This window comes from Streptomyces hilarionis (assembly GCF_024539675.1).
Taxonomy (GTDB): domain Bacteria; phylum Actinomycetota; class Actinomycetes; order Streptomycetales; family Streptomycetaceae; genus Streptomyces; species Streptomyces hilarionis.
In genome coordinates, this window is the sequence record NZ_JAHHIT010000068.1 from 1 (window position 1) to 15,870 (window position 15,870).

Genomic DNA, 15,870 nt, shown 5'->3' on the forward strand with positions numbered 1-15,870 from the left:
CCACTCGTCCCCGCCGCCCCCAGGAGAAGCCATGACCACCGCGTCCACGACCGCCTCCGAGGCCGCCGCCCCCGCCGACGCCCCCGTCCCGCTCGCGGCCGGGGAGATCCGGCGGGTCGGCGTGGTGGGGTGCGGCGTGATGGGCGCCGGCCTGGCCGAGGTCTGCGCCCGGGCCGGGCGCGACGTGCTGCTCGTCTCCTCGGGCGAAGCGGGCCTGGCCAGGGGGCGCGGCCGGCTGGAGCGCTCCCTCGGCAACGCGGTGCGCAAGGGCGGGATCAGCGACGCGGAGCGGGAGGAGGCGCTCGCGCGGGTCACGTACGCCACCGACCTCGGCGCCTTCCACGACCGTCAGCTCGTCCTGGAGGCCGTCCCCGAGCACGAGGCCACGAAACTGCGGGTCTTCCGCACCCTGGACGAGGTCGTCGAGGCCCCGGACGCGATCCTCGCCACGAACACCTCCGCCCTGCCCGTCATACGGCTGGCCCGGGCCACGCGACGCCCGGGGCAGGTCCTCGGGCTGCACTTCTTCAACCCGGCCCCGGTGCTGCCGCTGGTCGAGGTGGTCGGCTCGCTGCTGACCGACGAAGGCGCCCGGCGCACCGCCGCGGACTTCGTCACCCAGGTCCTCGGCAAGCAGGCGATCCACGCCGGGGACCGCTCCGGGTTCGTGGTCAACGCCCTGCTGATCCCCTACCTCGTCGCCGCGATCCGCATGTACGAGGCCGGGTACGCGGACGCCCGGGACATCGACAAGGCGATGACGCTGGGCTGTTCCCACCCCATGGGCCCGCTGGCGCTGGCCGACCTCATCGGCCTGGACACCGTGGCGGCCATCGCCCGCGCCCTGTACGAGGAGTTCAGGGAGCCCGCCCACGCGGTGTCCCCGATGCTCTCGCGGATGGTCGACGGCGGGCTGCTGGGCCGCAAGTCGGGGCAGGGTTTCTACACCTACTGACGTCGGGGCCCGCGCCCTCGCGCTCCCCCCTGACAAGGTAAGAATCTGACTAGAGCATTGCCAACTCGTGGGGGAAGTACGAGCGGGCAAAGGCCCCCAATACCAGACAAGCTCCCCGCGATCTCGCACAGACGCGCACGGTCGCTCTCATGTGTGACAGCGGGCACACCCAGTAGGTAAAGACCTCATCAAATAGTTTGTGATACGGTTCACGAGTACCCCCGGACAGAGCCGATGGACCGCACCACGACGGTCGGTCGGAGCGAGACGGCGTGAGGTCTCTCGCCCCTCGGACCGGGGCTACGCTCGTCCATGACGACACCCTGCCCCCCTTGATTGCGGAGTTGCCGCCATGCAGTCCAACGACGTACGAACGCTCCTGCACTGTGCCCTGCCCACCGCTGTCGCGGGTGTGGCGGGAGTCGCGGTGAGCGCCGCCGTCGCCGGCGGCAAGGGAGCGCTCGGCGCCGTCTTCGGCGCGGTGCTCGTCCTGCTCTTCATGGGCGGCGGACTGGTGGTGCTGCTGCGCACCGCGCGCCAGCTTCCCCATCTCTTCCAGTCGATGGGGCTGTTGCTCTACACCACGCAGATCCTGTTGCTGATGATCGTCCTGATCACCTTCAAGGGGACCTCGGCCTTCAACCCGAAATGCTTCGCGTTCACGCTGCTCGCCGCCACTCTCGTGTGGATCGCGGCACAGGTGCGTTCGCACATGAAGGCCAAGATCCTCTACGTCGAGCCGGACTCCGCCCGGACGTCGTCGTGACCTGTAGGGCCGGTGTAAAGGGCCTTCCGCTCTTTTGCTATGGTCTCGCCACAACTGCGGCAGAGCTGGCGCGGGCGGCAAGCGTGCCTGTGACGTCTCACGGTTCGGAGCCCAGTCGCCGCCCCCTTATCCGCAAGTCCAGTCCAGTGCCGTCCCGCGGTCGCAGGCCGCGCCGACACATCGAGGTTGCCGTACCCATGCGCCACGCTGAAGGAGCTCGCGGTGAGTAACGCCAAGACGCTCGCCTTCGAGACCGACTGTCATATTTTCGACGGGTGCGGTTTCCCGACCCCCGGCCTGCACTCGTTCATGTTCGAGCCGCTCTTCACCGTCGGCGGCATCGAGTTCAACAAGCCGATGCTGCTCTCGCTGGTGAGCACCGTCGTCGTCATCGGGTTCTTCTGGGCGGCGTTCAACAAGCCGAAGCTGATCCCCGGCAAGCTCCAGATGGTCGGCGAGGCCGGCTACGACTTCGTCCGTCGCGGCGTCGTCTACGAGACGATCGGCAAGCGCGAGGGCGAGAAGTACGTCCCGCTGATGTTCTCGCTGTTCTTCTTCATCTGGATCATGAACTTGTGGTCGATCATCCCGATCGCCCAGTTCCCGGCCACCGCGGTCATCGCCTTCCCGGCGGGCCTCGCGGCCATCGTCTACATCCTGTGGATGAGCCTGACGTTCAAGCGCCACGGCTTCATCGGCGGATGGAAGAACATCACCGGCTACGACCCGTCGCTCGGCCCGGTCTTCCCGATGGTCATGTTCTTCGAGTTCCTGTCGAACGTGTTCATCCGGCCGTTCACCCACGCCGTCCGACTGTTCGCGAACATGTTCGCGGGCCACGTTCTGATCCTCATCTTCACCATCGGAACCTGGTACCTGCTCAACGGCATCGGCATCGCCTACTCGGCGGTCTCGTTCCTGATGGTCCTCGTGATGACGGTCTTCGAGCTGTTCATCCAGGCTCTCCAGGCCTACGTCTTCATCCTCCTGTCCTGTAGCTACATCCAGGGCGCGCTCGCCGAGCACCACTGAGCACCCGCACCACCCCCCCGAATTTCCGGTGGCCAACCCCCACCGGTCTGTGTGAAAGAGAAGGAAGTTACGGCATGTCCGCTCTCGACACCCTCGCCGCGGTCCAGATCAAGGGCAACCTCGCTGCCATTGGCTACGGTCTCGCGGCCATCGGCCCCGGCGTCGGCGTTGGCATCATCTTCGGTAACGGCACCCAGGCCCTGGCCCGTCAGCCCGAGGCCGCCGGCCTGATCCGCCAGAACCAGATCCTGGGCTTCGTGCTCTGTGAGGCGCTCGCCCTGATCGGTCTGGTCATGGGCTTCGTCTACCCGAGCGCCTGATCCGCGTCTGCGCTGACGAGAGAATTCCACGGAAGGAACTGATGTGATCTCGCCCTTGCTGCAACTCGCGGCTGAGGAGGAGGCCCAGAATCCTCTGATCCCGGAGATCCCCGAGCTCGTCATCGGTCTGATCGCGTTCGCGATCGTGTTCTTCGTCCTGGGCAAGAAGCTCCTTCCGAACATCAACAAGGTTCTGGAAGAGCGTCGCGACGCCATCGAGGGCGGGATCGAACAGGCCGAGATTGCCCGGACCGAGGCCCAGAGCGTCCTGGAGCAGTACAAGGCCCAGCTCGCCGAGGCCCGCCACGAGGCCGCGCGGCTGCGCCAGGAGGCGCAGGAGCAGGGCGCCACGCTCATCACCGAGATGCGCGCGGAAGGCCAGCGTCAGCGCGAGGAGATCGTCGCCGCCGGACACAGCCAGATCGAGGCCGACCGCAAGGCCGCCGCGTCCGCGCTGCGTCAGGACGTCGGCAAGCTCGCCACCGAACTGGCCGGCAAGCTCGTCGGCGAGTCCCTCGAGGACCACGCCCGGCAGAGCCGTGTCATCGACCGCTTCCTCGACGAGCTCGAGGAGAAGGCCGAGGCGTCTCGATGACCGCACACGGAGCGAGCCGCGAGGCATTCGCAGCAGCCCGTGAGCGTCTGGACGCGCTGACGGACTCCACGTCCGTGGACGCGGAGCGACTCGCAGCGGAACTGGCGTCCGTCACGGCGCTGCTCCACGGCGAGATCGCGCTGCGTCGGGTCCTCACCGACCCGGCGCAGGCCGCCGACCGCAAGGCCGAGCTGGTCCAGCGCCTGCTCGGCAGCCAGGTCAGCGGTCCGACCGCCGACCTGGTGGCCGGCACGGTGCGCTCCCGCTGGTCGCAGTCCCGCGACCTGGTGGACGCGCTGGAGGAGCTGGCGAACATCGCCGACCTCACCGCCGCGCAGAAGGCCGGCACGCTCGACGACGTCGAGGACGAGCTGTTCCGCTTCGGGCGGATCGTCTCCTCCAACACCGAGCTGCGCGCCGCACTGACCGACCGGAAGGCCACCGTCCAGGCCAAGAGCGAGCTGCTGCGCGGCCTGCTCGGGGGCCGGGCCGACGCGGCCACCGAGCGACTGGTGACGCGCCTCGTGACCGCGCCGCGTGGACGTAGCCTGGAAGCGGGCCTCGAGTCCCTGTCCAAGCTCGCCGCGGAGCGCCGCGACCGTCTGGTCGCCGTCGTCACCTCGGCGGTGCCGCTGAGCGACCCGCAGAAGCAGCGCCTCGGCGCGGCCCTCGCGAAGCTCTACGGCCGTCGGATGCACCTCAACCTCGACGTGGACCCCGCGGTCCTCGGCGGGATCCGGGTGCAGGTCGGCGACGAGGTGATCAACGGCTCCCTCGCGGACCGCCTCGAGGACGCCGCCCGCCGCATGGCGAGCTAGCAGCAACTCAAGACCGCAGTACGAACTGATGGCGGCCCTGGTTGGGCCGTGCAGAGGATTCACCTCTTTCAGGGGGGAGTCCCCATCCCCCCAAAGTGAAACTTCGGGCCCAACAAGGAGAGCAGGGAACCCAGATGGCGGAGCTCACGATCCGGCCGGAGGAGATCCGGGACGCGCTGGAGAACTTTGTCCAGTCGTACAAGCCGGACGCGGCCTCGCGCGAGGAGGTCGGTACGGTCACCCTTGCCGGCGACGGCATCGCGAAGGTCGAGGGCCTCCCCTCGGCCATGGCCAACGAACTGCTGAGGTTCGAGGACGGCACCCTCGGTCTCGCGCTCAACCTCGAAGAGCGCGAGATCGGTACCGTCATCCTCGGCGAGTTCAGCGGCGTCGAGGAGGGCCAGCCGGTCACCCGCACCGGCGAGGTGCTGTCCGTCGCCGTCGGCGAGGGCTACCTCGGCCGCGTCGTCGACCCGCTCGGCAACCCGATCGACGGCCTCGGCGAGATCGAGACGTCCGGCCGCCGTGCCCTGGAGCTTCAGGCTCCCGGTGTCATGGCCCGTAAGTCGGTGCACGAGCCGATGGAGACCGGCTACAAGGCCGTCGACGCGATGACCCCGATCGGCCGTGGTCAGCGTCAGCTGATCATCGGCGACCGCCAGACGGGCAAGACCGCCCTGGCCGTCGACACGATCATCAACCAGCGCGACAACTGGCGCTCGGGCGACCCGAAGAAGCAGGTCCGCTGCGTCTACGTCGCCATCGGCCAGAAGGGCTCGACCATCGCCTCCGTGCGTGGCGCCCTGGAAGAGGCCGGCGCGCTGGAGTACACGACCATCGTCGCCGCCCCGGCGTCCGACCCGGCCGGCTTCAAGTACCTGGCGCCGTACACGGGCTCGGCCATCGGCCAGCAGTGGATGTACGAGGGCAAGCACGTCCTCATCATCTTCGACGACCTCTCGAAGCAGGCCGACGCCTACCGCGCCGTGTCCCTGCTGCTGCGCCGCCCGCCGGGCCGCGAGGCCTACCCGGGTGACGTCTTCTACCTGCACTCCCGCCTGCTGGAGCGCTGCGCGAAGCTCTCGGACGAGCTGGGCGCCGGCTCGATGACCGGTCTGCCGATCGTCGAGACCAAGGCCAACGACGTGTCGGCGTTCATCCCGACCAACGTCATCTCCATCACCGACGGCCAGTGCTTCCTGGAGTCCGACCTGTTCAACGCCGGTCAGCGCCCGGCCCTGAACGTCGGTATCTCGGTCTCCCGCGTCGGCGGCTCCGCCCAGCACAAGGCCATGCGCCAGGTCTCGGGCCGGCTCCGCCTCGACCTCGCCCAGTACCGCGAGCTGGAGGCGTTCGCCGCCTTCGGTTCCGACCTGGACGCCGCGTCGAAGTCGCAGCTGGAGCGTGGTCAGCGCCTGGTCGAGCTGCTCAAGCAGCCGCAGTACCAGCCGATGCCCACCGAGGACCAGGTCGTCTCCGTCTGGGCCGGCACCACCGGCAAGATGGACGACGTTCCGGTCTCCGACGTCCGCCGCTTCGAGAAGGAGCTGCTGGACTACCTGCACCGCAAGGAGCAGGGCCTCATGACCTCCATCAAGGAGGGCGCGAAGATGTCGGACGACACCCTCACCGCTGTTGCCGACGCCATCGCCGAGTTCAAGAAGCAGTTCGAGACCTCGGACGGCAAGCTTCTCGGCGAGGACGCCCCGGCCGCGGCCAAGTGACGTAAGGAAGGGACCTGACTCATGGGAGCCCAGCTCCGGGTCTACAAGCGTCGCATCCGATCCGTCACCGCGACCAAGAAGATCACCAAGGCGATGGAGATGATCGCCGCCTCGCGCGTCGTCAAGGCGCAGCGCAAGGTGGCGGCCTCCGCGCCGTACGCGACCGAGCTCACCCGCGCGGTCTCGGCGGTCGGCACCGGCTCGAACACCAAGCACCCGCTGACCACGGAGGCGGAGACGGCGACCCGTGCCGCGGTGCTGCTCCTCACGAGCGACCGCGGACTGGCCGGCGCCTTCAACTCCAACGCGATCAAGGCCGCCGAGCAGCTGACGGCGCGCCTTGAGGCGGAGGGCAAGGAGGTCGACACGTACATCGTCGGCCGCCGCGGTCTGGCCCACTACAACTTCCGCGAGCGCAAGGTCGCGGACTCGTGGTCGGGCTTCACCGACGAGCCCACCTACGCGGACGCGAAGAAGGTCGCGGGTCCGCTGATCGAGGCCATCGAGAAGGACACGGCCGAGGGCGGCGTGGACGAACTCCACATCGTCTTCACCGAGTTCGTCTCGATGATGACGCAGACGGCGCTCGGCGACCGCCTGCTGCCGCTCAGCCTCGACGAGGTGGCCAAGGAGTCGGCGCCGAAGGGCGAGATCCTTCCGCTGTACGACTTCGAGCCCTCGGCGGAGGACGTCCTCGACGCCCTGCTGCCGCGCTATGTGGAGAGCCGCGTGTACAACGCGCTCCTCCAGTCGGCAGCCTCGAAGCACGCCGCCACGCGGCGCGCGATGAAGTCGGCCACCGACAACGCAGGAGAGCTCATCGAGACGCTCTCCCGCCTTGCCAACGCGGCCCGCCAGGCCGAAATCACCCAGGAAATCAGCGAGATCGTCGGTGGCTCCGCAGCCCTGGCCGACGCGACCGCGGGGAGTGACAGGTAATGACGACGACAGTTGAGACGGCCGTTGCCACGGGCCGCGTCGCCCGGGTCATCGGCCCGGTCGTCGACGTGGAATTCCCCGTCGACGCCATGCCGGAGATCTACAACGCCCTTCACGTCGAGGTGGCCGACCCGGCCCTCGCCGGCGAGAAGAAGACGCTGACCCTGGAGGTCGCCCAGCACCTGGGTGACGGCCTGGTCCGCACGATCTCGATGCAGCCCACCGACGGTCTGGTCCGCCAGGCCGCGGTCACCGACACCGGCACGGGCATCACCGTCCCGGTCGGCGACTTCACCAAGGGCAAGGTGTTCAACACCCTCGGTGAGGTGCTGAACGTCGACGAGCAGTACGACGGTGAGCGCTGGTCCATCCACCGCAAGGCCCCGAACTTCGACGAGCTCGAGTCGAAGACCGAGATGTTCGAGACCGGCGTCAAGGTCATCGACCTTCTCACCCCGTACGTCAAGGGTGGAAAGATCGGTCTGTTCGGCGGCGCCGGCGTCGGCAAGACGGTGCTCATCCAGGAGATGATCTACCGCGTCGCCAACAACCACGACGGTGTCTCCGTGTTCGCCGGCGTCGGTGAGCGCACCCGTGAGGGCAACGACCTCATCGAGGAGATGGCCGACTCGGGCGTCATCGACAAGACCGCCCTGGTCTTCGGTCAGATGGACGAGCCCCCGGGCACCCGTCTGCGCGTGGCCCTGGCCGGTCTGACCATGGCGGAGTACTTCCGCGATGTGCAGAAGCAGGACGTGCTGTTCTTCATCGACAACATCTTCCGCTTCACGCAGGCCGGTTCCGAGGTCTCGACCCTGCTCGGCCGCATGCCCTCCGCGGTGGGCTACCAGCCGAACCTGGCCGACGAGATGGGTCTCCTCCAGGAGCGCATCACCTCGACCCGTGGTCACTCGATCACCTCGATGCAGGCGATCTACGTCCCCGCGGACGACCTGACCGACCCGGCCCCGGCCACCACCTTCGCCCACCTCGACGCGACGACGGTTCTGTCCCGTCCGATCTCGGAGAAGGGCATCTACCCGGCCGTGGACCCGCTGGACTCCACGTCCCGGATCCTGGACCCCCGCTACATCGCGGCGGACCACTACAACACCGCGATGCGCGTCAAGAACGTCCTCCAGAAGTACAAGGACCTTCAGGACATCATCGCGATCCTCGGCATCGACGAGCTGGGCGAGGAGGACAAGCTCACCGTCCACCGCGCCCGTCGCGTCGAGCGCTTCCTGTCCCAGAACACCCACGTCGCCAAGCAGTTCACCGGCGTCGACGGGTCGGACGTCCCGCTGGACGAGTCGATCACCGCGTTCAACGCGATCATCGACGGCGAGTACGACCACTTCCCGGAGCAGGCGTTCTTCCTGTGCGGTGGCATCGAGGACCTGAAGGCCAACGCCAAGGAGCTGGGCGTCTCCTGAACTCCCTGAGTTCGCAGTGAGCCCCACGGCTCACGTCCGAGGGGGCGGGCGCGTCCCGCCCCCTCACTCACGCCCCTTAGACTTGTAACCAACACCCGGCAGAATCCGCCGGGTGGTGACCCGAGGAGCCACCTTGGCTGCTGAGCTGCACGTCGCGCTGGTCGCGGCCGACCGAGAGGTCTGGTCCGGCGAGGCCAACCTGGTCGTCGCGCGCACCACGTCGGGCGACATCGGCGTCATGCCCGGTCACCAGCCGCTGCTCGGTGTGCTGGAGTCGGGCCCGGTGACCATCCGTACGAGTGATGGTGGAACGGTCGTCGCCGCGGTGCACGGCGGTTTCATCTCGTTCGCGGACAACAAGCTCTCGCTGCTGGCCGAGATCGCCGAGCTGTCGGACGAGATCGACGTCCAGCGCGTGGAGCGGGAGCTGGAGCGCGCGAAGGCGGAGGGCGACGCCGCCGCCGAGCGTCGCGCGGACGTACGACTGCGTGCGGCGGCCTCGCGCTGACCCAGGGCACAGCCGCATGACGTCACTCAGCCGCGGTCGGTTCCGGAGCAATCCGGCGCCGACCGCGGCTGAGGCAGATATGGATGTTTTTTCCGTTCCGTTACCTATTTCGGTACCTAGGAGACGAGGAGGTCGGTGTCGATGGTCCTCGCTCTGACTGTGTGCGGAATCGTCGTGGCCCTGGTGGTGCTGGGGTTGTTCGTCTTCGGTCTGCGCCGCAGACTCATCCAGCGGTCCGGCGGCACCTTCGACTGTTCGCTGCGCTGGGGCGTCCCCGAGGAACCGGACACGAGCGGAAAGGGCTGGAGCTACGGCGTCGCCCGCTACAACGGCGACCGCATCGAGTGGTACCGGGTCTTCTCCTACGCCTACCGCCCGCGCCGTGTGCTGGAGCGCGGTTCGATCGAGGTGGCGGGCCGCCGGCTTCCCGAGGGCGAGGAGGAGCTGGCGCTGCTGTCCGACGCGGTCGTCCTCGTCTGTGTGCACCGCGGCACCCGGCTCGAACTCGCCATGAGCGAGGACGCCTTGACCGGATTCCTCGCCTGGCTGGAGGCGGCCCCGCCCGGTCAGCGCGTCAACGTCGCCTGACACACCGGTCGTGGTGCGTCCTGTCGGCCGGCCGGCACGGTGCCGCGCACGCGGGGGGCGTGCGCGGCGCGCGGAACGGGTCCGCCGCGGACCGGCCCGGAGGCCGGCCGCGGCGGGTGCGGTGTCGGACGGGGGGTTATCCCAGTCCGTTGCTGATGGCGCTCACCAGCTCTCCGTTGCCGGTGTCGCCGCTGAACTCCCAGAAGAACGCGCCGCCCAGCCCCTGGTTCTTGGCCCAGGTCATCTTGCCGGCGATGGTGGCCGGGGTGTCGTACGACCACCAGTTGCTGCCGCACTTCGCGTACGCCGTGCCGGCGACGGTTCCGGTGGCGGGGCAGGACGTCTTGAGGACCTTGTAGTCCTCGATGCCCTGCTCGTAGGTGCCGGCCGCCGGGCCCGTGGCCGTGCCGCCCGGGGCGTCCTGGGTGACGCCGGTCCAGCCGCGGCCGTAGAAGCCGATGCCGATGAGCAGCTTGCTCGCGGGCACGCCCTTCGCCTTGAACTTGGCCATCGCGTCGGCCGTCGTGAACCCGGCCGTCGGGATGCCGCTGTACGAGGTGAGCGGCGAGTGCGGGGCCGTCGGGCCCTGGGCCGCCCAGGCGCCGAAGAAGTCGTACGTCATCACGTTGTACCAGTTGACGTACTGGGCGGCGCCGGCGTAGTCGGCGGCGTCGATCTTGCCGCCGGTGGAGCCGTCGGCGGTGGTCGCCGCGGTGACCAGGTTGCCCGTGCCGAACTTGGCGCGCAGGGCCTGCATCAGGTTCTTGTAGGCCGCGGCGCCGCTGGTGTCGCAGGACAGGCCGCAGGCGTTGGGGTACTCCCAGTCGATGTCGATGCCGTCGAAGACGTCGGCCCAGCGCGGGTCCTCGACCAGGTTGTAGCAGGACTGCGCGAACGCGGCCGGGTTGGCGGCGGCCTGGGCGAAGCCGCCGGACCAGGTCCAGCCGCCGAAGGACCACAGCACCTTGATGTGCGGGTACTTGGCCTTCAGCTGGCGCAGCTGGTTGAAGTTGCCGCGCAGCGGCTGGTCCCAGGTGTCGGCGACGCCGCTGACGGACTGGTCGGCGGTGAAGGCCTTGTCGTAGTCGGCGTAGGAGTCGCCGATCGCGCACTGGCCGTTCGTGACGTTGCCGAAGGCGTAGTTGATGTGCGTGATCTTGGCGGCCGAGCCGGACGTCACGAGGTTCTTGACGTTGTAGTTGCGGCCGTAGATGCCCCACTCGGTGAAGTAGCCGAGCTTAACCTTGTCGCCGGTGGTGGGGGGAGTCGTGCCGCCGCCGGTGGTGTGGACGGCGACCGCGCCGCTGGCCGGTCCGGTCTGGTCGGCGGTGTCGCGGGCCCGGACGGTGTAGGAGTAGTCGGTGCCGGCGGTCAGGCCGGTGTCGGTGTACGAGGTCGTCGTCACCGTGGCGACCTTGGCGCCGTCGCGCAGGACGTCGTAGTTCTTGACGCCCTTGTCGTCGGTGGCGGCCGACCAGGCGAGTTTCACCGAGGTGTCGGTGACGGAGGAGGCGGTCGGGGTGCCCGGGGCGGACGGCGCGGCGTCACCCGGGACGGTCGTGCCGTCACAACTGCCGCCGTTGATCTTGCAGTTGGACGGTGAGCCGGCTCCCGCCCCGTTGAAGCCGAAGCTGACCGAGGCGCCGGGGGCCAGGGAGCCGTTGTAGGACTTGTTCTTGGCGGTCCAGTGCAGGCCGGAGGACGTGACGTCGGCGTCCCAGGCCGAGGTGACGGACGTGCCGGAGGGGAAGTCCCACTCGACCGTCCACGAACTGATGGCGGTGGTGCCGGTGTTCTTCACCGTCCACCTGCCCTCGAAGCCGGTGCCCCAGTCGGAGGCCTTCGTGTAGGTGGCGGAGGCCGCCGCTGAGTCTGCCGCCGCCTGGGCGGGGCCCGTAAGACCGACCAGGCCGGCCAGCGGGAGCAACAGGGTCGCGAACCCTGCCGCGGCTCTGTGTCTGAAGCGCATCCTGCGCCTCCTCGGGGGGAGTTGGGGGGCGTGACTGAGCCTTCACACCCACGGTGCCGCGAGAATAGAAAGGTCTGGACCACGGGTCAATAGGTCTGGACCACTGCGCGGGATAAACCTCGAACCGCCGTGTTCCCGGCCGCGGGGCGACCGCCCGACGGTTTCCCCGGTGACGGCCGCGCTCCCTCGCGGCCGTCACCCGCCCGGGAGGCCGATCCCCAACTCCCGTGCCAGCACCGCCGCCTGGACCCGGCTGCGCAGCTCCAGCTTTCCCAGCAGCCGGCTCACGTGGGTCTTCACCGTCGCCTCGGCCATGTCCAGGCGCTCGGCGATCCCCGCGTTGGACAGCCCCTCGCCCAGGCAGGCCAGCACCTCGCGCTCGCGCCGGGTCAGCGAGTCGAGCACGGCGGGATCGGCCGCGGGCGCGCGCACCGGACGGGCGGCGAACTCGGCGATCAGACGGCGGGTCACGGCCGGCGCGATCAGGCCCTCCCCGGCCGCCACCGTACGGACCGCGGCCAGCAGGTCCCGCGCCTCCGCGTTCTTCAGCAGAAATCCGGCCGCGCCCGCCCGCAGGGCGCCGAACACGTACTCGTCGAGGTCGAAGGTGGTCAGCACCAGCACGTCGGCGAGACCCTCCTCGACCACCCGCCTGGTCGCCGACACCCCGTCCAGCCGCGGCATCTGCACGTCCATCAGCACCAGGTCGGGCCGCAGCTCCCGGGCCAGCGCCACCGCCCGCTCGCCGTCCGCCGCCTCGCCGACCACCTCGATGTCGGGGGCGCTGCCCAGGATGAGGACCAGCCCCGACCGGACCGCCGACTGGTCCTCGGCCACCAGGACCCGGATGACGGCGCTCACGCGGACTCTCCCTCGGCGAGGGGCAGCACGGCGCGCACGGTCCAGCGCGAGCCGTCCGGCCCGGCGGCGAACGTGCCGCCGAGCAGCGCCGCCCGCTCCCGCATCCCCACCAGCCCGGCGCCCGAGCCGGGGGCGCGGGGCCCGCCCCGGTGACCGTAGGGACTGCACACCCGCAGGTCGAGCGCGTCCCCGTGCTGGACGAGGTCGACGGTGACCCGCCCCGGGCGCGCGTGCTTGAGGGCGTTGGTCAGCGACTCCTGGACGATGCGGTACGCGGCGAACTCGACGGGCGTGGGGACCGTGCCGTGGTCGGCGTCGAGGCTGACGTCGAGCCCGTTGGCGCGGGCCCCGTCGACCAGGGACCGCAGGCCGTCGAGGGTGGGAGCGGCGGCCGGCTCGCGGTCCCCGCTCCCGTCGCGCAGGATGCCGATCAGCCGCCGCATCTCCGCCAGCCCCTCGACGCTGTTCTCGCGGATGACGGTGAGGGCCTGCCGGGAGGTGGCCGGATCGTCGAGCGAGAGGGCCGCCGTCGAGTGGATGGCGATCGCGGAGAGGTGGTTGGCGACCATGTCGTGCAACTCCCGCGCCATCCGCGCCCGCTCGGCCCCGACCGCCTGGGCGCGGTCCGCCTCGGCGAGCAGCGCGGTCTGCTCGGCCCGCAGCCGGGCGGCCTCGGCGGCGTCACGGTGGTTGCGCACGATCCACCCGGTGGCGGCCGGCCCGTACGCGACGACGCCCACGACCACGCCGATCAGCAGCGCCTCCGGCACCCGCCACACCGCGAACGGCACCAGCGTCCCCGCCACCGTGAGCAGCCCGGTGATCCACTGGATGCGGCGGGCGGAGGCGAGCGGACCGTACAGGACGGCCGCGTACACGACGTCGGTGAACATCAGGACGGTGGACAGGTTGCCCTGGGTCGCCAGGTCCGCGGTGACGGTGACGCCGGCGACGATCAGGGCCGTGCGCGGGGCCGCCCGGCGCAGCACCTCGCAGCCCGCCATCACGGTGAGCGGCGCCAGCACCGGCCAGGGGCCGTCGAAGAGGGTGATCGGATCGTCGGACCTGCGGGTGCCCAGCCCGGCAGCCACCAGGAGCAGTCCGCCGAGCAGTCCGCCGACCGCGAGGAACACGTCGAATTGGTGCGGACGGGGGAGACGTCTGACGGGCATGCCCTCCATCCAACACGCCCCACGCGCCGGGCGCCTGCCCCTCGGGGACGGTCCCGGACTGCATCTTTCGATGTACCGCCGGTTCGTCATTGGCGACGACGAGGGCGGGTTCCGGCGGCGGCAGTCTGGAAGGAGACCGAGAGGAGCAAGCCGTGATCGTCGCGCTGATCGTCGTCTGCGAGGTGGCCTTCTGGATGCTGCTGGCCGCCGGACTGGCCTTCCGGTACGTGCTGCGCATGCCGAGGCTGGGGCTGGCCCTGCTGCTGTGCGAGCCGCTGCTGGAGGTCGTGCTGTTCGCGGTGACCGCGGTGGACCTGCGCAACGGGGCCGAGCCGGACTGGCGGCACGGTCTCGCCGCCGTCTACATCGGTTTCACCGTGGGCCTCGGTCACTCCACGATCCGGTGGGTCGACGCCCGGGTCGCCCACCGCTTCGCCGGCGGTCCGCCGCCCGTGCGCCCGCCCCGGTACGGCACGGCCCGCGCCGTGCACGAGTGGAAGGTCGCCGGCCGCTGGATCCTCGCCGCCCTGACCGCCGTCGCCCTGCTCCAGGCGGCCGTCTGGTACGTCGGCGGCGACGGCGGGACCGACTCGCTGCGGGCGTGGCAGCAGCGGATGCTGTTCGTCGTCGGCGTCAACCTCGTCATCGCCGCGAGCTACACCCTCTTCCCGAAGAAGCGGCCGCGCGGCGAGCCGGAGCGGGAACCGGCCAACCTGCGCTAGCGAGCCCGGCCTCCCGCCCGGCGCGGCCGCGGGCCGCCCCGGTCAGCGCTCGCCGCCCGGCACCCACAGCACGTCGCCGGTGGCCTTGTTGGCCGTGCGGGCCAGGATGAACAGGAGGTCCGACAGGCGGTTGAGGTAGGTCGCGGTCAGCGGGTTCATCACCTCGCCGTGCACCTCCAGCGCCGCCCACGTGGAGCGCTCGGCCCGCCTGACGACCGTGCAGGCCTGGTGCAGCAGCGCCGCGCCCGGGGCGCCCCCGGGCAGGATGAACGAGCGCAGCTTCTCCAGCCGCTCGTTGAAGCGGTCGCAGTCCGCCTCCAGCCGGTCCACGTAGAACTGCTCCACCCGCAGCGGCGGGAACGCGGGGTTCTCCGCCACCGGCGTCGACAGGTCCGCGCCCACGTCGAACAGGTCGTTCTGGACGCGGGTGAGGACCGCGACGAGTTCCTCGTCGAGCCCGCCCAGCGCGAGCGCCGTGCCGATCACCGCGTTCGCCTCGTTGGCGTCCGCGTACGCGGCGATCCGCAGGTCGGTCTTGGCGACCCTGCTCATGTCGCCGAGAGCCGTGGTGCCCTGGTCGCCGGTCCTGGTGTAGATGCGCGTCAGATTGACCATGACGCCAATCTAGACCGTCCCCGCGGGTGCGTTCCGTTCCGTCCGTCACGGTGGCCACCCGGGCTCGTTTCCGGGCCAATCGGTGGGAATCGGGCAGGAATTGACGACGTGACCGGCGTCTCACGCCCTGAGACGTGAAACGCGTTACTAACCGGTCACACAGCGACTCCCGACCGCTAATGTCCGGCCGAGAGGCACACGGACAGGTACCGGGACGGGCAACCGGACAGGCGACCGGAACGGCTGCGCCGGATGGCTGAACGCCGGTGACATCGGACGCGTGAGCGGGCAGGGCTTCTCCAGGCGCACACCGCACAGGCCCCACGGGCCTCACCCCTGCGGGTGAATTCGGTATCGGTTCGCTCACAGACGGCAACCTCCGGCCGCTTCACGCAGTCAGAGGATGCAACGCACCACCGGACATCACACCGCGGAGCACGAGACGCACGCTTAGGGGAGCGCTATGCACATCAGGGGCGACCACGTCGAGCTGGTCGTCGGGGGCCGTCTCGACGTCCGCAGCGCGGCGGACGCCCGTACGGCCCTGCACACGGCCGTCGACGACGGAGTCGGCGACCTGGTGCTCGACCTGTCCGAGCTGGACTCCTGGGACGCCACCGGACTCGGCGTCATCATGGGCGTCCACCGACGGGCGGGCCGCTGCGGCCGGCGGCTGGTGCTGCGCGGCGTACCCCCGCAGATGCAACGCCTGCTGGTGGCCACCCGGTTGCACCGCATCCTCGCGATCGAGGGCGGCATCGGCGTGGAGTCGCTGCCCCGGGTGTGACCCACGGGGGCCGTGGCCTGCACGGGAAACGTGTGACGGGCGCAATCCTCACGAGACTGTGAC

At 69.9% G+C, this 15,870-nt stretch carries 17 protein-coding genes; 13 read left to right on the forward strand and 4 right to left on the reverse strand.

Annotated elements, in window-relative coordinates; all coding sequences use genetic code 11:
- The first annotated feature begins 31 nt into the window (after positions 1-31).
- From KMS84_RS17790 to KMS84_RS17840, 11 genes are all read left to right on the forward strand, one after another.
- Positions 32-955 (forward strand): 3-hydroxybutyryl-CoA dehydrogenase, encoded by a 924-nt coding sequence (locus KMS84_RS17790; protein ID WP_256917224.1) that lies wholly within the window; start codon positions 32-34, stop codon positions 953-955.
- Positions 956-1,307: 352 nt separating this feature from the next.
- On the forward strand, positions 1,308-1,721 hold the full coding sequence (locus tag KMS84_RS17795) for a Cg1360 family ATP-synthase-associated protein (RefSeq protein ID WP_256917225.1): 414 nt from the start codon (positions 1,308-1,310) through the stop codon (positions 1,719-1,721).
- Positions 1,722-1,943: 222 nt separating this feature from the next.
- Positions 1,944-2,753 carry a F0F1 ATP synthase subunit A gene (gene atpB / locus KMS84_RS17800; RefSeq protein WP_256917226.1) on the forward strand — a complete coding sequence of 270 codons (810 nt, stop codon included), beginning with the start codon at positions 1,944-1,946 and terminating at the stop codon, positions 2,751-2,753.
- Between the two features lie 74 nt (positions 2,754-2,827).
- The gene (gene atpE, locus KMS84_RS17805) at positions 2,828-3,073 is read left to right on the forward strand and encodes an ATP synthase F0 subunit C (protein ID WP_256917227.1); all 246 of its coding nucleotides are present in this window, start codon (positions 2,828-2,830) and stop codon (positions 3,071-3,073) included.
- Positions 3,074-3,119: 46 nt separating this feature from the next.
- Entirely contained in the window at positions 3,120-3,668 is a 549-nt protein-coding gene (locus KMS84_RS17810) for a F0F1 ATP synthase subunit B (protein ID WP_438818950.1), read from the forward strand.
- The gene (locus KMS84_RS17815) at positions 3,665-4,486 is read left to right on the forward strand and encodes a F0F1 ATP synthase subunit delta (RefSeq protein ID WP_256917229.1); all 822 of its coding nucleotides are present in this window, start codon (positions 3,665-3,667) and stop codon (positions 4,484-4,486) included. The genes KMS84_RS17810 and KMS84_RS17815 overlap by 4 nt, the downstream gene beginning before the upstream one ends.
- A 134-nt stretch (positions 4,487-4,620) precedes the next feature.
- Positions 4,621-6,210 (forward strand): F0F1 ATP synthase subunit alpha, encoded by a 1,590-nt coding sequence (atpA, locus tag KMS84_RS17820; protein ID WP_190153241.1) that lies wholly within the window; start codon positions 4,621-4,623, stop codon positions 6,208-6,210.
- A 21-nt stretch (positions 6,211-6,231) separates the two neighbouring features.
- Positions 6,232-7,149 carry a F0F1 ATP synthase subunit gamma gene (locus tag KMS84_RS17825; protein ID WP_256917230.1) on the forward strand — a complete coding sequence of 306 codons (918 nt, stop codon included), beginning with the start codon at positions 6,232-6,234 and terminating at the stop codon, positions 7,147-7,149.
- Positions 7,149-8,585, forward strand: coding sequence for a F0F1 ATP synthase subunit beta (atpD, locus tag KMS84_RS17830; protein WP_256917231.1), 1,437 nt, complete (start codon positions 7,149-7,151; stop codon positions 8,583-8,585). The genes KMS84_RS17825 and atpD overlap by 1 nt, the downstream gene beginning before the upstream one ends.
- A 133-nt stretch (positions 8,586-8,718) precedes the next feature.
- Positions 8,719-9,093: a F0F1 ATP synthase subunit epsilon gene (locus KMS84_RS17835; protein ID WP_256917232.1), complete on the forward strand. Its 375-nt coding sequence runs from the start codon at positions 8,719-8,721 to the stop codon at positions 9,091-9,093.
- Positions 9,094-9,234: 141 nt separating this feature from the next.
- Positions 9,235-9,681, forward strand: coding sequence for a DUF2550 domain-containing protein (locus KMS84_RS17840; RefSeq protein ID WP_256908598.1), 447 nt, complete (start codon positions 9,235-9,237; stop codon positions 9,679-9,681).
- 136 nt (positions 9,682-9,817) lie between these two features.
- On the opposite strand, the gene KMS84_RS17845 is transcribed toward KMS84_RS17840, so the two are convergent.
- From KMS84_RS17845 to KMS84_RS17855, 3 genes are all read right to left on the reverse strand, one after another.
- Complete coding sequence (locus KMS84_RS17845) at positions 9,818-11,650, reverse strand: glycoside hydrolase family 18 chitinase (protein ID WP_256917233.1); 1,833 nt, start codon at positions 11,648-11,650, stop codon at positions 9,818-9,820.
- Between the two features lie 195 nt (positions 11,651-11,845).
- Positions 11,846-12,511, reverse strand: a complete 666-nt coding sequence (locus KMS84_RS17850; protein WP_256917234.1) for a response regulator — start codon at positions 12,509-12,511, stop codon at positions 11,846-11,848.
- The gene (locus tag KMS84_RS17855; RefSeq protein ID WP_256917235.1) at positions 12,508-13,683 is read right to left on the reverse strand and encodes a sensor histidine kinase; all 1,176 of its coding nucleotides are present in this window, start codon (positions 13,681-13,683) and stop codon (positions 12,508-12,510) included. The genes KMS84_RS17850 and KMS84_RS17855 overlap by 4 nt, the downstream gene beginning before the upstream one ends.
- Before the next feature lie 152 nt (positions 13,684-13,835).
- Between KMS84_RS17855 and KMS84_RS17860 the strand changes: the two genes are divergently transcribed.
- The gene (locus KMS84_RS17860; protein ID WP_256917236.1) at positions 13,836-14,405 is read left to right on the forward strand and encodes a hypothetical protein; all 570 of its coding nucleotides are present in this window, start codon (positions 13,836-13,838) and stop codon (positions 14,403-14,405) included.
- Positions 14,406-14,447: 42 nt separating this feature from the next.
- On the opposite strand, the gene KMS84_RS17865 is transcribed toward KMS84_RS17860, so the two are convergent.
- Positions 14,448-15,020 (reverse strand): cob(I)yrinic acid a,c-diamide adenosyltransferase, encoded by a 573-nt coding sequence (locus KMS84_RS17865; RefSeq protein ID WP_256917237.1) that lies wholly within the window; start codon positions 15,018-15,020, stop codon positions 14,448-14,450.
- A 463-nt stretch (positions 15,021-15,483) separates the two neighbouring features.
- On the opposite strand from KMS84_RS17865, the gene KMS84_RS17870 reads away from it, so the two are divergent.
- Positions 15,484-15,807, forward strand: a complete 324-nt coding sequence (locus tag KMS84_RS17870; protein ID WP_020131168.1) for an STAS domain-containing protein — start codon at positions 15,484-15,486, stop codon at positions 15,805-15,807.
- The last annotated feature ends 63 nt before the right edge of the window (positions 15,808-15,870 follow it).

Coding starts and splice junctions, on each gene's coding strand:
- atpA (WP_190153241.1), top strand. CDS start 4,621: ATGGCGGAGCTCACGATCCGGCCGGAGGAGATCCGGGACGCGCTGGAG.
- atpE (WP_256917227.1), top strand. CDS start 2,828: ATGTCCGCTCTCGACACCCTCGCCGCGGTCCAGATCAAGGGCAACCTC.
- KMS84_RS17865 (WP_256917237.1), bottom strand. CDS start 15,020: ATGGTCAATCTGACGCGCATCTACACCAGGACCGGCGACCAGGGCACC.
- KMS84_RS17870 (WP_020131168.1), top strand. CDS start 15,484: ATGCACATCAGGGGCGACCACGTCGAGCTGGTCGTCGGGGGCCGTCTC.
- KMS84_RS17790 (WP_256917224.1), top strand. CDS start 32: ATGACCACCGCGTCCACGACCGCCTCCGAGGCCGCCGCCCCCGCCGAC.
- KMS84_RS17815 (WP_256917229.1), top strand. CDS start 3,665: ATGACCGCACACGGAGCGAGCCGCGAGGCATTCGCAGCAGCCCGTGAG.
- KMS84_RS17795 (WP_256917225.1), top strand. CDS start 1,308: ATGCAGTCCAACGACGTACGAACGCTCCTGCACTGTGCCCTGCCCACC.
- atpD (WP_256917231.1), top strand. CDS start 7,149: ATGACGACGACAGTTGAGACGGCCGTTGCCACGGGCCGCGTCGCCCGG.
- KMS84_RS17825 (WP_256917230.1), top strand. CDS start 6,232: ATGGGAGCCCAGCTCCGGGTCTACAAGCGTCGCATCCGATCCGTCACC.
- KMS84_RS17855 (WP_256917235.1), bottom strand. CDS start 13,683: ATGCCCGTCAGACGTCTCCCCCGTCCGCACCAATTCGACGTGTTCCTC.
- KMS84_RS17840 (WP_256908598.1), top strand. CDS start 9,235: ATGGTCCTCGCTCTGACTGTGTGCGGAATCGTCGTGGCCCTGGTGGTG.
- KMS84_RS17845 (WP_256917233.1), bottom strand. CDS start 11,650: ATGCGCTTCAGACACAGAGCCGCGGCAGGGTTCGCGACCCTGTTGCTC.